The sequence below is a fragment of the Pseudomonas sp. A34-9 genome, assembly GCF_029543085.1.
GTDB lineage: Bacteria > Pseudomonadota > Gammaproteobacteria > Pseudomonadales > Pseudomonadaceae > Aquipseudomonas.
On the sequence record NZ_CP119967.1, the window covers coordinates 1,500,022 to 1,514,987 of the forward strand.

Genomic DNA, 14,966 nt, shown 5'->3' on the forward strand with positions numbered 1-14,966 from the left:
CCCACTAGAGTTGATCAGGCTTCCAGGCCCAGGATGTCCCGCGCCACAGCTTCAGCAATGCGAATCCCGTCAACACCCGCCGACAGAATCCCGCCCGCATAACCCGCGCCTTCACCGGCCGGGAACAAGCCTTTCACGTTCATGCTCTGCAGCGTTTCGTTACGGGTAATCCGCAATGGCGAAGAGGTGCGCGTCTCGATACCAGTCAACACCGCATCATGCAGCGAATACCCGCGAATCTGCTTCTCGAACGCTGGCAAGGCTTCACGGATCGCTTCAATGGCAAAATCCGGCAGTGCCAAGGCCAGATCACCCAGCGCCACGCCCGGTTTGTACGACGGCTCGACTTCGCCCAACTCGGTCGAAGGAATGTCGTTGATGAAGTCGCCAACCAGTTGTGCCGGCGCCTTGTAATCGCTGCCGCCAAGAATGAAGGCGTGGGATTCCAGACGTTCCTGCAACTCGATGCCGGCGAGCGGGCCGCCCGGGTAATCGACTTCCGGGGTGATGCCGACAACGATGCCGGAGTTGGCATTGCGCTCGTTACGCGAGTACTGGCTCATGCCGTTGGTGACCACGCGGTTCGGCTCGGAGGTCGCCGCGACCACGGTGCCGCCCGGGCACATGCAGAAGCTGTAGACCGAACGGCCGTTCTTGGCGTGGTGCACCAGTTTGTAGTCGGCAGCCCCGAGTTTCGGGTGGCCGGCGTACTTGCCCAATCGCGCACGGTCGATCAGCGACTGCGGGTGCTCGATGCGGAAGCCCACCGAAAACGGCTTGGCTTCCATGAACACGCCACGGCTGTGCAGCATGCGGAAGGTGTCGCGGGCGCTGTGGCCGAGGGCCAGAACCACGTGTTTCGAATGCAGGGTTTCGCCGCTGGCAAGTTCCACGCCGACCAATTGACCGTCTTCGATCAGCACGTCGGTGACGCGCTCCTGGAAGCGCACTTCGCCGCCCAGTTCACGGATCTGCTCGCGCATGTTTTCAACCATGCCGGTCAGACGGAACGTACCGATGTGCGGCTTGCTGACGTAGAGGATTTCTTCCGGCGCGCCGGCCTTGACGAATTCGTGCAGGACTTTGCGACCGAGGAATTTTGGGTCCTTGATCTGGCTGTACAGCTTGCCGTCAGAGAATGTGCCCGCGCCGCCTTCACCGAACTGCACGTTCGACTCGGGGTTGAGTACGCTTTTACGCCACAGGCCCCAGGTGTCCTTGGTGCGCTGACGCACTTCGGTGCCACGCTCGAGGACGATCGGCTTGAAGCCCATTTGGGCCAGCAACAGGCCGGCGAAGATTCCGCACGGGCCGAAACCGACGACGATCGGGCGCTGGCTCAGGTCGCTTGGCGCCTGACCGACGAACTTGTAGCTGACATCCGGCGCCACGTTGACGTTACGGTCGTCGGCGAACTTGCCCAACACTTTGGCCTCGTCGCGCACTTGGAGGTCGATGGTGTAGATGAAGCACAGTTCGGAGGACTTTTTGCGCGCGTCGTAGCTGCGCTTGAACAAGGTGAAATCGAGCAGATCATCGCTGGCGATACCCAGACGTTGCACGATGGCAACGCGCAGGTCTTCTTCGGGATGGTCGATTGGCAGCTTGAGTTCAGTGATTCGTAACATGGCGAGGATCCGGGTTCGCGGGGCGCACAACTGCGCCAGGGCGTTTGAAGGCCGCGATTATAAGCCGCAAAGGCCGGATCCGGTGAGGCTAAAACGCTCAGTCGTTGCGCGATCCGCCGAAATACCCGCAACCGCGCTGCACCTGACCGTCGATGCGCAACTCGGCGCTCATGTGTTGCACGCTACCGGTGCTGCTGTCGACGCAGCGCTGCGGCGCGACCCACAACTCGATGCGCTGGTTGTTGGCTTCGCTGCTCAGATTGAAACGGCCGTCGCCCAGTTGTTCTTCAACATACGGCACGGCAAGCGGCGGCTGGCCCTCACGGTCGATGACCATGCCTTTGCCGCTGACTTTGACGTTCCACTCCGGGCCATGACCGGCGGCGCGCAGGATCAGCAGTTTGAAATTGGCGTCATCGCACGCGGTGCCGGAGCGCTCGACGCGATACAACTGGGTGAGGTCGAGGCGGTCGCCGGCGACTTTGCCGCGTACGTCGGCGAACAGTTTGCCCTGCTCATCGGCGAGGGTTGCAGCCTCTTGCAGGATGCTGGTGCCGCCGATGTCGTTGATCACGTATTGGCGTTGATCCTGACACGGCTGGAACACCAGTTTGCCGTCGACCGCCGTCAGTTGCCCCTGCATTCGCGTCTGCCCGACATGCGAGGCACTTTCACGCTGGCCATCGAACAATTGGCAGGCGGCAAACAACGGCAGCAAGGCAACAAGGACTAACGAACGGGCAACACGCATCTTCGGCTCTCCAGACAAGTGCCGCCACGTTACGCAGCCTGACCGTTCATCACAAGGGTTTAGCCCACGTGAAATGTCTGACCGGTTTGCAAGCCTTCAACACTTTTCGCGTAGGCCAAAGCCACATCCGCCGCCGGAACCGGCTTGTAACCACGGAAATACGGCGCATAGCTGCCCATCGCTTCCAGCAGGACGGTCGGGCTGATCGAGTTCACGCGCAGTCCACGCGGCAGTTCGATGGCGGCCGCGCGCACGAAGCTGTCCAGTGCGCCATTGACCAGCGCCGCCGACGCGCCACTGCGGATCGGGTCATGACTGAGGACGCCGGTGGTGAAGGTGAACGAAGCACCGTCATTGGCGAATTCGCGGCCGATCAGCAGCAGGTTGACCTGGCCCATCAGCTTGTCTTTGAGGCCCATGGCGAAGCTGTCTTCAGTCATCTCACCCAGCGGGGCGAAGGTCACGTTACCGGCCGCGCAGACCAGTGCATCGAACTTGCCGGTCTGTTCGAACAGCTTGCGGATGGACGCGCTGTCGCTGATGTCGACGTTGAAATCACCGCTGTTGCGGCCGATACGAATGACTTCATGACGTTGCGACAGTTCTTTGTCCACGGCCGAACCGATGGTGCCGCCAGCGCCTATCAACAGAATTTTCATCGTGCTGTGCCTCGAGTGATTGAACGAGGTTTCAGTCTAGAGTGGTTTTTTTTGTAGATAAGCGCACTAATGGGCAACCTTTGGTTTTCAAATGGAAACAATCCATGAGCGAGATGGATGACCTCGCGGCGTTCGCCGTTCTGATCGAGGCCGGCAGTTTCACTTTGGCGGCGCAGCAACTGGGTTGCAGCAAGGGACAGTTGTCCAAGCGCATCAGTCAGTTGGAAGCGAGCTTTTCCGTGGTGCTGCTGCAACGCACGACCCGGCGTTTAAGCCTGACCGCGGCCGGCGCGGCTTTGTTGCCGCAAGCCCAGGCACTGGTCGTTCAGGTAGAAAAGGCACGTCAGGCATTGGCCCGGCTGAAGGACGACATGGCCGGACCGGTGCGTATGACGGTGCCGGTGTCGCTGGGGGAAACCTTCTTCGATGGGCTGCTGTTGGAGTTTTCGCAGAAATATCCCGAGGTGCAGATCGAGTTGGAGCTGAACAATAGTTACCGCGATCTGTCCCGGGACGGCTTCGATCTGGCAATCCGCAGTGAAGTGGCCAATGACGAACGATTGGTGGCCAAACCGCTGCTGGCCTGGCAGGAAATGACCTGCGCCAGCCCGGCGTATCTCGAGCATTTCGGCGAGCCGACGACGCCGCAAGCGCTGGCCGAGCACCGTTGTCTGCTCAACAGCCATTACAGTGGTCGCGAGGAGTGGCTGTATCACCAGCAACATGAGCTACTGCGCGTGCGGGTATCGGGGCCGTTCGCCAGCAACCATTACAACCTGCTCAAGAAAGCCGCGTTGACCGGGGCCGGTATCGCGAGATTGCCGTCGTACCTGCTGCAAGCGGAATTGGCCGATGGTCGATTGCGCTGGCTCCTGCGCGATTACCAGACCCGGCGCATGCCGATGTACCTGGTACACCCTTATCAGGGCGGCTTGCCGAAACGCACGCAGGTATTGGCGGACTATCTGATTGGTTGGTTCAAGCGCAGCGGCGAGGCGCTGGATCGCCTCCAGCGCTGACGTCGCTCCCACAGGGGATTTGTTTATTTTGCGAAGCGGCGTGCGATCAAGTGATCTATCGACAGCCTGCCAGGGCCACGAGCCATCAGAAACAGCAACACCGCCGCCCACGTGCCATGAGTCGGATACGCGTCCGGATACACAAACAGCTGGATGGTCAGCGTCATCCCCAGCAGCGCCAGGGCAGAAAAGCGTGTGGCGAAGCCGAGCAGAATCAGCATCGGGAAAAAGTGCTCGGCAAACGCGGCCATGTGCGCGGCGATTTCCGGCGATAGCAGCGGCACGTGGTATTCACTTTTGAACAGTGGAATCGTTGAGTCCGCCAGACGCGGCCAGCCGAGTTGAAAAGTCCCGTCAATCAGATCGATGGCCAGGCCTTCGACCTTGGTCTGCCCGGATTTCCAGAACACCGCCGCAATCGAAAAGCGCGCGATGAAAGCAATCAGACTGTGGGGGATTTTCTCCAGCAGCGCGATGGCGCGGAGGATGAGCGTGTTCATGGCGATTCCTTGTCGTTCAGATGAGTGATGGCGTTGTGTGCGATCAATAGGGCCAGGGTTTGACTGAGGTCGAACGCCGGGCTGTTTTGCGCCGCTGCCAGCAGTGACTGGCCATCGAGCAATAGACGGATAAACACGCTGGCGCCGTGTTCGAGGGCAAACACCTCGACGTCCAGATGGTTACGCAAGACCAGGGCGTACTGCGTTTGGTGAATGTTGATGGCTTCAAGCGTTGCGTCGTGTTGATGCGCAGCCCAGATCGCGACAACGGCATGGCTTGAGTCGAGCAGGCGCAACGACGGGTGAAGTCCTAAGCACAGTTCGCTCAAAGAGTCGGGCGCAGACAGTGCGGCGGTGATTTTTTCCGGGTGTATCGGGCTGGCATCGGCGGCGTGGTAGGCGACGGTACGCAGGTGCTCGAGACGTGCGACATCGGCCAGATAGGGCACGCTGAATGCCGGTTCAAACCTTTCGATGAAATCCGCAAAATCTTCGCCATAGAAGCTCATCAACGGACTGTGCGGTGGCCGAGCCTGTATGAACACGGCCGCCATGGCGCGGAAGAATTCCTCGCCAACCAATTGCGCAACCACCGGATAACTGTCGCCCAGAGCGTTGATCAGCGAACTCTGCACGTTGTTGCGATACACCGCGAAACGGCTCTCGGGATCAGCACCGTTGGCGCTGCACAGGCCTTCGGGGCAGGGCGATTGCACATCGAGCAGTGCCGCCGTGAAGGCCGCTTGCGTGCTCATGATCGACCCCCGACTTGCATCAGCAAGTCATCAGCCTGCCGCGCTTCGGCGAGCAAGACGCTGAAAACCGGCACCTGATTGTCGCGTTCGATCAGCGTTGCCACCGGGCCTGTGCGCTCCAGCACTTGGCGGTACAGATTCCACACCGCCTGATCAATCGGCGCACCATGATCGTCGATCAGCAAACGGTCGCCGAGACTGTCGCTATCTTCTGCAAAACCGGCCAGATGAATCTCGCCCACCGCGTGCAATGGCAAGGCTTCGAGATAAGCCAATGGATCGCGCTGATGATTGATGCACGACACGTAGACGTTATTGACGTCGAGCAACAAGCCGCAGCCGCTGCGGCGGATGACTTCGGCAATGAAGTCAGCTTCGTCGAGGGTCGAGCGTTGAAAGGCCAGATAGGTCGCCGGATTTTCCAGCAGCATGCGGCGCCCGAGGGTGTTCTGCACCTGATCGATATGCTCGCAGACGCGGTGCAGCGTCGGTGTGTCATAGGCCAGTGGCAGCAAGTCATTGAGGAACACCGGGCCATGGCTGGACCAGGCCAGGTGTTCGGAAAAGGCGTGCGGTTGATAGCGTTCGATCAGTGCACCGAGACGCTTGAGATGTTGCACATCCAGCGGCCCTTCAGCGCCGATGGACAGCCCGACACCGTGCAGCGACAGCGGGTACTGCTCGCGAATCAATCCGAGAAAATGATGAAACGGCCCGCCGGCCACCATGTGGTTTTCGGCGTGGACTTCGAAAAAACCGAGGTCCGGTCGGGACCCGAGCACTTCCCTGAAGTGCCCGGTCTTGAGCCCCAGCCCGGCGCGGGCAGGGAGCCCGGTGAGGGCTGCCTGAGTGTCGGAGAGGGCAGGTTTGTTGATTGTGAACATGATCGTCACTCAGGCAGGCCGCAGGTCAGGACTTGGCTTTAAACGCTTCCATCTGACCGAAGCCGGTCGGCGAGGTTTTGCTTTCAGTGGTCGTGCAAGTGCCTTTCGGAACGAGTTTCCAGGCGTTTGCCTGGTAGTCCATTTTCGCGGTGCCGGCACAAGTGGTGCCTGCACCTGCGGCGCAATCGTTATGGCCTTTCATTGCCACGCCGAAGCATTTTTCCATGTCGGCGTCAGCGGCGTGGACGGTCGATACGGCGGCCATACTCAGAGCGGAACCGAGGGCCAGAACCAGTGCAGTGGCGGACAGGGTGCGGGTGGTAGCAGTCATGATGTTTCTCCGAATTGAGCTTGGGTTTTACAAGCGGTTTGCGCTTGCTTGTCCCTCTAGAGAAACGACATGGCGATGCGTTACAGCGCAGCCGAATTTTTTTAGAAAAAAATGCAAAACCCTGAGTGTTCTATAGTCATTTCAACGGCCACATCGACAGGCCGATTTACCAGGACGGTATCTCATGAAAATGGAGCGCTCAGACTCACGCGTGCTGTCGCGCGTGACTTCATCTTTCGCTTTGGCGTGCGCGCTGCCGTTGCTGTGCAGTACGCTCGCCGCGCAGCCACTGCTTGATCCACAGGACACGCTCAAGCGGATCAATCACAACTACAACACCCTCAAGCAAGAGTGTCAGGAGCCGGATACCGGCGCCCCGCGTGGTCTCTACTATTGCAGTGGTGTGACCTTGCGCATGGTCAATGACGGCCCCTTCAATCCCTGGGACTACAGCCCCTACGCGGTCAAGATCGGCGCAACTTCCTACTCGTGGATTCGCAAGGATCTGAGTACGAAGATTCTCATTCACCCGGCCGGTTTGATCCTGCGAACCCCCACCGATGCGGCGGCGTTGAACCTGCCAGTCAAGGAGCAGGGGTTTACCTGCATCTACGCGTTCGATGGCGGTACCGGGCCGGAACGCAAGTGGTACGGCTGCGGATTCTTCGACAGTCGCGAGCCACCGCGTGCCGCTCAGGGCGTGATGAACAACCGCAATGCCGCGCTGGCCTACGGCACTTGTGCGGAAGCCGGAGTTACCACAGCAGAGCAATGGACGCAAAAATACACCGGGCTGATGAAGGGGCCGATCCAGTACGGCCAGTGTTCCTTTAACGCGGAAATACCCAGCGACTGGCACGCAATGATCCGGGTTCACGAGTCCCGGCCAACCACCACCAACAAAGACCCGTTCGCTTACAGTGCCCAAGTCAACGAGTTCATGTTGAAGAACGCTACCGCGACTAACGACGGCAGCGAAAACATGAAGTACATCGATGCCTTCATCTACAACGTCAACAGCACCCAGAACTTCGCCACCCGTGGCGATCAGGCTCCGCCGAAACCGGAAAACGGCCTGAACAGCGCACGCAACTTCCAGAAGAAACTCCAGGCGCAGGGCTACAGCGTGCCGATCCTGCGGCTGGACTTCACCAAGCCTGCCGAACAACGTTTCAGCTATGTCGCCGCTGACCAGGCGATAGACCTGACGGCGGCTGGCGGCGCGCAGCCGACACCGGCGCCACCGGCGCAGAAATACATCGCCGAGGCAGTCTGGATCGAACGTTACGATCCCGGCAGCAAGAGGAACGAATGGTCACTCAAGATCACGCCCACTGCCCAAGGCAAAGCGATTCAGGCCAGTGATCAGGAGGCCTTGTACAAAGAACTGTTCGCCCTGCGTGGCGCCGATAGCCAGTGGCGTGACAACGAGAAATCGGCGGGCAGCATGCGCGGGCAATTGAGCTGCCTGATCCAGAACTATCCGGGCAAGACCGAATGGAATCTGGAACCGTTCCGCCCCAATGTCAGTGCGCAGGAATCGGCCAAGGCGGGCTGCAATCCACTGCCGGTTCAGGCACCGCAATATATTGCCTCAGCCGACTGGATCAAACGTTTCGACCCCGGCACCGGCAAGGATGAATGGAGCCTTAGCGTGGTGCCCACAGCGGCGGGGCGTGCCTTGCCCGGCGAGCAGGTGGCGGCGTTGTACGACCAACTGCTGGCGCTCAAAGGCGCGGACAGCAACTGGCGGGACAACGAAAAATCCGCCGGCAGCATGCGCCAGCAATTGAATTGCGTCCTGCTCAATTACCGCAACAAAACGCCGTGGAATCTTGAACCTTTCCGGCCGGCGTTATCGGACAACGAGACGCGGGCCGCGGGTTGCAACCCGGTCCCGCGTTGAGGGTGTGTGTTGGCTAATCAAGGAGATGCAAGCCATGAAAAAACGTTTGAACAGGATCGCTCCATTGCTCATGTTCCCGCTGCTGGTGCAGGCGACATGGGCCAATGCCGAGTCATGCGACGAGACGCTGAGGAAGGTCGAATCGTTGTACAACAAAACCGTCGACAGCTGCGGTCAGGATCCCGCCTCGGACTGTTCAGGGCTATTGGTTCGGGGCACGCACCGCGCCGACCCGGCCAAGGGGCAAAAATGGGACGTCTGGAATCCCAGCCCGAAAGCGCTGGAGCTGGGGACTTTTGCCGCTTCGTACATGCGGGCCGACGGCATCAGTTATGAAGACCCCGGCATGAGCACGCAAAACGGCTATCTGATTACCCCCAGAGATCTGGTTCGCGACCCCGAGACCCCGGTGCATGTCTATTGCGCGTTCCCCAACGATGCCTGGACTGACTTTCGCAATGACCGAGGCTGTGGCGACAACAAAAACACCGCCCCGGCAGAAGCGGTCTGCCAGGCCATGAAACCACCGATCCTGAGTCCGAATGCCTGGGTCGCGCACTTCACCCAGTACAACAACAATCGGCAACAGGACCAGTTGCAATGCGGCTTCAACATGCGCAATCCGATGAGTAGCAATGAGCGCGTCGACGCCTTCCGCAACTTCATGGGCGCGCGCAAAGTCATCAACAGCCGCGAGTTTCAGACTCAGACAGAACTGCGTCTGGGCAACCCGAAAACTGACGAGTTGCCGATTCTGGCGTTTTTCTACAGTGATCAGCGTGGCTTGAACGATGCGATGGCCAACCAGCGCGACTACAAGGCCAAGACCGGCAAGGAACGCAACATCATCAAGATCGACTTCCCGAAAACCCCGGTCGCCAAGGCCTCTTTCTCATGCATCCAGACCTCGACGCCAGCGGCGCCACAGTTCTGCGAGAAGTACATCGAGTCGAGCACCTGGGTACAACGGCCTGATCCGAAACTGGGGCCGAACACCTGGTCGCTCTCCGTGGTGCCGACTGTTTGCGGTCGTGCAATCAAGGACGATCAGACCGACCGGATGTTCGCCGAGTTGTACAACAAGCACAAAGACGATCAGCAGTGGCGGCAGTACAGCGTCAATGGCGGGTCACTGCGGCGGCAGATGGTTTGTCACCTGGCGGCCACCTACGACGGCAAACCGGTGCGCAACAAGCCTGAGTGGAACCTTGAACCGGCACGGCCTTACGTCGATCAGGCCACGGCGGTAGCGCAGCACTGCAATCCGTACTGACCCTCCACTGTAGGAGCGAGTCTGCTCGCGATGGTGTTGTGTCATTCAACATCAGTGGTGCCTGACTCGACGCGATCGCGAGCAGGCTCACTCCTACAAGGGATTTTCGGTGGGTTCGAGGTTTTTGGTGCGCATAAAAAAAAACGGCCCGAAGGCCGTTTTTTTTGTTGGGTGAAATACATCAACCGCCGAGGTACGCCTCGCGTACTTTCGGGTCGGTCAGCAGCGCTTCACCGGTGCCTTGCATGACCACGCGGCCGTTCTCCAGAACGTAGGCGCGGTCGGCGATTTTCAGCGCCTGGTTGGCGTTCTGCTCGACCAGGAACACCGTTACACCGTCCTTGCGCAGCATTTCGATGATGTCGAAAATCTGCTGGATGATGATCGGTGCCAGGCCCAGCGAAGGCTCGTCGAGCAGCAGCAGTTTCGGCTTGCTCATCAGCGCACGGCCGATGGCGAGCATTTGCTGTTCGCCGCCGGACATGGTGCCGCCGCGCTGGTTGAAGCGTTCTTTCAGGCGCGGGAACAGGCCGAGCACCTTGTCCATTTGCTCCTGATAGTCGCCCTTGTCGGTGAAGAATCCGCCCATGGACAGGTTTTCTTCAACGGTCAGACGGGCAAACACCCGACGACCTTCCGGCACCACCGCGATGCTTTTGCGCATGATCTGCGACGAGTCCTGGCCGACCAGTTCCTCACCCATGTAGCGGATGCTGCCGCTGTGCGCCTGCGGTGAACCGCAGAGCGTCATCAGCAGCGTCGACTTGCCGGCACCGTTGGCGCCGATCAGGGTCACGATCTCGCCCTGACGGACTTCGACGTTGACGCTGTGCAGGGCCTGGATCTTGCCGTAGAAGGTGGAAACGTTTTCGAACTGCAGCATTTACGCTTCCCCCAGGTAGGCTTTGATCACTTCAGGATTGTCGCGGATCTGTTCCGGCGTGCCGTCGGCCAGGGGCGTGCCCTGATTGATCACGACGATGTGGTCGGAAATGCTCATGACCAGTTTCATGTCGTGTTCGATCAGCAGTACGGTGACGTTGTGCTCTTCACGCAGCACGCTGATCAGCGCCTTGAGGTCTTCGGTTTCCTTCGGGTTCAGCCCGGCAGCCGGTTCGTCGAGCATGAGGATCCGTGGACGGGTCATCATGCAGCGAGCGATTTCCAGACGTCGTTGCTGACCGTAGGCCAGGGTGCCGGCAGTACGGTTGGCGAACTCTTTGAGGTTGACCTTTTCCAGCCAGTACTCGGCAAATTCCATGGCCTCGCGCTCGCTTTTGCGGAACGCCGGGGTCTTGAACAGACCGGCCAGGAAGTTCGTGTTCAGGTGACGGTGCTGGGCGATCAACAGGTTCTCGACCGCCGTCATATCCTTGAACAGGCGCACGTTCTGGAAGGTGCGCACCACGCCCTTGAGCGCGATCTTGTGGCCGGGCAGGCCTTGAATCGGTTCGCCGTCGAGCAGGATGCTGCCGCCCGTTGGCTGATAGAAACCGGTCAGGCAGTTGAACACGGTCGTCTTGCCCGCGCCGTTCGGCCCGATCAGTGCCACCACTTGTTTCTCTTTGACGGTCAGGGCCACGCCGTTGACCGCCAGCAAGCCGCCGAAGCGCATGCTCAGGTTTTCGACTTTAAGGATCTCGCGGCTCATTTTCGCAACTCCATGTGTGGGCGTTGCATCGGCAGCAGACCTTGTGGACGCCAGATCATCATCAACACCATCAGCGCACCGAACATCAACATGCGGTACTCGCTGAACTCACGCATCATTTCCGGCAACAGGATCATCACCACGGCAGCCAGGATCACACCCAACTGCGAGCCCATGCCACCCAGCACCACAATGGCGAGGATGATCGCCGACTCGATGAAAGTGAACGACTCCGGGGTCACCAGACCCTGACGGGCAGCGAAGAAGCTACCGGCGAAACCGGCGAAGCTCGCACCGAGGGTGAACGCCGAGAGTTTGATGATCGTCGGATTCAGACCCAATGCCCGGCAGGCGATTTCATCTTCACGCAGCGCTTCCCACGCACGGCCGATCGGCATGCGCAGCAGACGGTTGATGATGAACAGCGCTGCCAGCGCCAGCAACAACGCGACCAGGTAGAGGAAAATCACCTTGTTGATCGAGTTGTATTCGAGGCCGAAGTATTCGTGGAAGGTCTGCAGGCCTTCCGCCGCTTTACGCTCGAAGGTCAGGCCGAAGAACGTCGGTTTCTCGATGTTGCTGATGCCGTTCGGACCGCCAGTGATGTCGGTCAGGTTACGCAGGAACAGACGGATGATCTCGCCGAAACCGAGCGTCACGATCGCCAGATAGTCACCGCGCAGGCGCAACACCGGGAAGCCCAGCAGGAAGCCGAACGTCGCCGCCATCAGGCCGGCAATCGGCAGGCAGATCCAGAAGCTCAGGCCGTAGTAGTGCGACAGCAGCGCGTAGCTGTAGGCGCCGACGGCGTAGAAGCCGACGTAACCGAGGTCGAGCAGACCGGCCAGACCGACGACGATGTTCAGGCCCAGGCCGAGCATCACGTAGATCAGGATCAGCGTCGCGATGTCCACCGCGCCACGCGAGCCAAAGAACGGCCACACCAGCGCACCGATGATCAGCGCAATGATGAAGTAGCGTTGGGTGGTCGGCAGGGTCAGGAAGTTGCTGGCCTTGGCCGGGATCAACGGCAGCCCCGGCGAGGAATTCCACGCCTTGCTGATCTGCTGGTTGAACAGCACCCGCAGGAACATCAGCACCGAGCAGATGGCGATGGTCGCCAGGATCATCGGGCTGGTGTTGTGCACTTCGAGGTTGATGCCGACGATGGTCAGTTTCAGACCGAGTACCGGGTAGGCCACGGCCCACACCAGCAAAGCGCTGAACAGCGCCTGTTTAAGATTCCTAGTCATACTTTCTCAACCTCCGGACGGCCCAGAATGCCGGTCGGACGGAACAACAGCACCAGAACCAACAAGCCGAAAGCCACGACGTCCTTGTACTGGTCGCCGAAGATATCGGCGCCAAACGCTTCCGCCACCCCAAGCACCAACCCGCCGAGCATGGCGCCGGGGATGCTGCCAATGCCGCCGAGTACGGCTGCGGTAAAGGCTTTGAGGCCGACGAGGAAACCGGCGTTCGGGTTGATTACGCCATATTGCATGCTCAGCAGTACGGCCGCGATGGCCGCCAGCGCAGCACCAATGACGAAGGTCAGGGCGATGATGTTGTTGGTGTTGATGCCGAGCAGGTTGGCCATCTTGATGTCTTCGGCGCAGGCGCGGCAGGCGCGACCCAGGCGAGAGCGGGAGATGAACAGCGTCAGGCCGAGCATGGCGACCAGGGTCACCACGAACACCACGATTTGCATGTAGGAAATCAGCACTTCATGTGCACCACCTGGCCCGAAAGAGATATTGCCGGGGATCAGGTTGGGGATGGATTTGTCCTTGGAGTCTTGCGCCAGCAGAACCGTGTTCTGCAGGAAGATCGACATACCGATGGCGGAAATCAGCGGGATCAGACGGTTGCTGCCGCGCAGAGGGCGGTAGGCGATCCGTTCGATGCTGTAACCGTAGGAACTGGTGACAACGATGCTCGCAATGAAGGCGGCGGTCATCAACAGCGGGACGTTGTCGATTCCCATCATGGCCAGCCCGGCGATGGCGATGAACGCCACGTAGGAACCGATCATGTACACCTCGCCGTGGGCGAAGTTGATCATTCCAATGATGCCGTAAACCATCGTATAGCCGATGGCAATCAAGGCATACGTGCTGCCAATGGTCAGACCATTAACCAGCTGCTGGAAGAAGTGATAGAGGTCAGGCATTACAACGCTCCTAAAAACCTGATACGCATTTCACTGGTGGAGTCATTTTCCCGCCCGGCCCCGTGGATCTATATCCACTTCGAATCCGGGTTTTGCCAGCGAACCGCTGATGACGGTTTTGAGATTTTCAGGTGGGGAGACTGGCGGATCACGCCAGCGCGGCCCATACATTCGTAAAACAAAGCCCACGGCACGCCGTGGGCTTTATTGGCAGTCAGTCAGGGCGCGCCTTACTGAGGCGAAACTTCAGTTTTTGGTTTGCCGAAGTGCCACTCGTAAACCACAAATTTGAAGTCCTTCAGGTCACCCTTGGCGTCGAAGCTCAGGTCGCCAGTCGGGGTTTTGAAGGTGCCGGCGTGAATGGCTTCGGCCACTTTGGCTGGGTCTTCGGATTTGGCTGCGGTGATACCGCCGGCAATCACTTCAACCGCCGAGTAGGAAGGGAACACGAACGGGCCGCTCGGGTCTTCTTTCTTCGCCTTGAATGCATCTGCCAACGCGATGTTGGCCGGATCCTGGTCGAAGGATTTCGGCAGGGTTACCAGCAGACCTTCGGAAGCGTCTTTGGCGATCTGCGAAATGGAGTCGTTACCCACGCCTTCCGGCCCCATGAACTTGGCTTTCAGGCCTTTTTCAGCCGCCTGACGCAGGATCAGGCCCAGCTCCGGGTGGTAGCCGCCGTAGTAAACGAAGTCGACGTTGGCTTGCTTGAGTTTGGCGATGATCGAGGAGAAGTCCTTGTCGCCGGCGTTGACGCCTTCGAACACGGCAACCTTGGTGCCTTTCTTCTCGAGGGTGGCTTTGACGGCGGTGGCGATGCCTTCACCGTATTGTTGCTTGTCGTGCAGGACAGCGACGATTTTCGGTTTCACGTGATCGGCAATGTAGTTACCGGCGGCAGGGCCCTGGGCGCTGTCCAGACCGATGGTACGGAAGACCATTTTGTAACCACGAGCGGTGATGTCCGGGCTGGTGGCAGCCGGGGTGATCATGATCACGCCTTCGTCTTCGTAGATGTCCGAAGCCGGTTGAGTGGAGCTGGAGCACAGGTGACCGACGACGAACTTGACGCCGTCATTGACGACCTTGTTCGCGACCGCTACCGCTTGTTTCGGATCGCAGGCATCGTCGTATTCAACGGCTTCGAGTTTTTTGCCGTCGACGCCGCCCTTGGCGTTGATTTGCTCAATGGCCATTTTCGCGCCGCTGAACTGCATGTCGCCGTACTGGGCTACTGGACCGGTTTTAGGGCCGGCGATACCGATTTTGATGGTGTCAGCTGCGAACGAATGGCTGGCAACCCCGGCCAGAACCATAGCGGCAAACAGTTTGGAAATCTGCTTAGTAGCCTTAGTCATAGTGCTCCACTCTTACTGTTGTAATTTTTTTGAGTTCTGGCGCCGTAGCAGCAGAACCGGGTCAGATATCTTTGCGAT

The 14,966-nt window shown here is 59.4% G+C and carries 15 protein-coding genes; 3 read left to right on the forward strand and 12 right to left on the reverse strand.

The features are described from left to right. Nucleotides 1–14 precede the first annotated feature (14 nt). The 3 genes from P3G59_RS06635 to P3G59_RS06645 form a co-directional block, all read right to left on the reverse strand. Nucleotides 15–1,628 carry an NAD(P)/FAD-dependent oxidoreductase gene (locus P3G59_RS06635; RefSeq protein WP_277760934.1) on the reverse strand — a complete coding sequence of 538 codons (1,614 nt, stop codon included), beginning with the start codon at nucleotides 1,626–1,628 and terminating at the stop codon, nucleotides 15–17. 97 nt (nucleotides 1,629–1,725) lie between these two features. Continuing rightward, on the reverse strand, nucleotides 1,726–2,379 hold the full coding sequence (locus P3G59_RS06640; protein WP_277760935.1) for a hypothetical protein: 654 nt from the start codon (nucleotides 2,377–2,379) through the stop codon (nucleotides 1,726–1,728). A 59-nt stretch (nucleotides 2,380–2,438) separates the two neighbouring features. Then, nucleotides 2,439–3,038, reverse strand: coding sequence for a short chain dehydrogenase (locus tag P3G59_RS06645; RefSeq protein ID WP_277760936.1), 600 nt, complete (start codon nucleotides 3,036–3,038; stop codon nucleotides 2,439–2,441). Nucleotides 3,039–3,142: 104 nt separating this feature from the next. Here P3G59_RS06645 and P3G59_RS06650 point away from each other — a divergent pair, with 104 nt between their 5' ends. Beyond that, on the forward strand, nucleotides 3,143–4,057 hold the full coding sequence (locus tag P3G59_RS06650; protein WP_277760937.1) for a LysR family transcriptional regulator: 915 nt from the start codon (nucleotides 3,143–3,145) through the stop codon (nucleotides 4,055–4,057). A gap of 23 nt (nucleotides 4,058–4,080) precedes the next feature. On the opposite strand, the gene P3G59_RS06655 is transcribed toward P3G59_RS06650, so the two are convergent. The 4 genes from P3G59_RS06655 to P3G59_RS06670 are packed head-to-tail and all read right to left on the reverse strand — an operon-like array spanning nucleotide 4,081 to nucleotide 6,527. Next, nucleotides 4,081–4,557 carry a DoxX family protein gene (locus tag P3G59_RS06655; protein ID WP_213027768.1) on the reverse strand — a complete coding sequence of 159 codons (477 nt, stop codon included), beginning with the start codon at nucleotides 4,555–4,557 and terminating at the stop codon, nucleotides 4,081–4,083. Then, a complete protein-coding gene (locus P3G59_RS06660; protein ID WP_277760938.1) occupies nucleotides 4,554–5,312 on the reverse strand; it encodes a DNA-binding domain-containing protein in 759 nt (252 codons plus the stop codon). The genes P3G59_RS06655 and P3G59_RS06660 overlap by 4 nt, the downstream gene beginning before the upstream one ends. Continuing rightward, nucleotides 5,309–6,196, reverse strand: a complete 888-nt coding sequence (locus P3G59_RS06665) for a DUF692 domain-containing protein (RefSeq protein ID WP_277760939.1) — start codon at nucleotides 6,194–6,196, stop codon at nucleotides 5,309–5,311. Before P3G59_RS06665 ends, P3G59_RS06660 begins: the two co-directional genes overlap by 4 nt. A gap of 25 nt (nucleotides 6,197–6,221) precedes the next feature. Further along, nucleotides 6,222–6,527 (reverse strand): DUF2282 domain-containing protein, encoded by a 306-nt coding sequence (locus tag P3G59_RS06670; RefSeq protein ID WP_277760940.1) that lies wholly within the window; start codon nucleotides 6,525–6,527, stop codon nucleotides 6,222–6,224. A 184-nt stretch (nucleotides 6,528–6,711) separates the two neighbouring features. Between P3G59_RS06670 and P3G59_RS06675 the strand changes: the two genes are divergently transcribed. Then, nucleotides 6,712–8,433 (forward strand): DUF2599 domain-containing protein, encoded by a 1,722-nt coding sequence (locus tag P3G59_RS06675; protein ID WP_277760941.1) that lies wholly within the window; start codon nucleotides 6,712–6,714, stop codon nucleotides 8,431–8,433. Between the two features lie 34 nt (nucleotides 8,434–8,467). Further along, nucleotides 8,468–9,706 (forward strand): DUF2599 domain-containing protein, encoded by a 1,239-nt coding sequence (locus P3G59_RS06680; RefSeq protein ID WP_277760942.1) that lies wholly within the window; start codon nucleotides 8,468–8,470, stop codon nucleotides 9,704–9,706. A gap of 181 nt (nucleotides 9,707–9,887) precedes the next feature. Here the strand turns inward: P3G59_RS06680 and P3G59_RS06685 are convergent, their stop codons facing one another. The 5 genes from P3G59_RS06685 to P3G59_RS06705 form a co-directional block, all read right to left on the reverse strand. Next, nucleotides 9,888–10,589 (reverse strand): ABC transporter ATP-binding protein, encoded by a 702-nt coding sequence (locus P3G59_RS06685; protein WP_008082262.1) that lies wholly within the window; start codon nucleotides 10,587–10,589, stop codon nucleotides 9,888–9,890. Further along, nucleotides 10,590–11,357: a high-affinity branched-chain amino acid ABC transporter ATP-binding protein LivG gene (livG, locus tag P3G59_RS06690; RefSeq protein WP_077571419.1), complete on the reverse strand. Its 768-nt coding sequence runs from the start codon at nucleotides 11,355–11,357 to the stop codon at nucleotides 10,590–10,592. Continuing rightward, nucleotides 11,354–12,610, reverse strand: a complete 1,257-nt coding sequence (locus tag P3G59_RS06695; protein ID WP_277760943.1) for a high-affinity branched-chain amino acid ABC transporter permease LivM — start codon at nucleotides 12,608–12,610, stop codon at nucleotides 11,354–11,356. The genes livG and P3G59_RS06695 overlap by 4 nt, the downstream gene beginning before the upstream one ends. Then, on the reverse strand, nucleotides 12,607–13,530 hold the full coding sequence (gene livH, locus P3G59_RS06700) for a high-affinity branched-chain amino acid ABC transporter permease LivH (protein ID WP_034154997.1): 924 nt from the start codon (nucleotides 13,528–13,530) through the stop codon (nucleotides 12,607–12,609). The genes P3G59_RS06695 and livH overlap by 4 nt, the downstream gene beginning before the upstream one ends. A 230-nt stretch (nucleotides 13,531–13,760) precedes the next feature. Next, the gene (locus P3G59_RS06705; RefSeq protein ID WP_008082248.1) at nucleotides 13,761–14,888 is read right to left on the reverse strand and encodes a branched-chain amino acid ABC transporter substrate-binding protein; all 1,128 of its coding nucleotides are present in this window, start codon (nucleotides 14,886–14,888) and stop codon (nucleotides 13,761–13,763) included. Nucleotides 14,889–14,966: the final 78 nt, after the last annotated feature.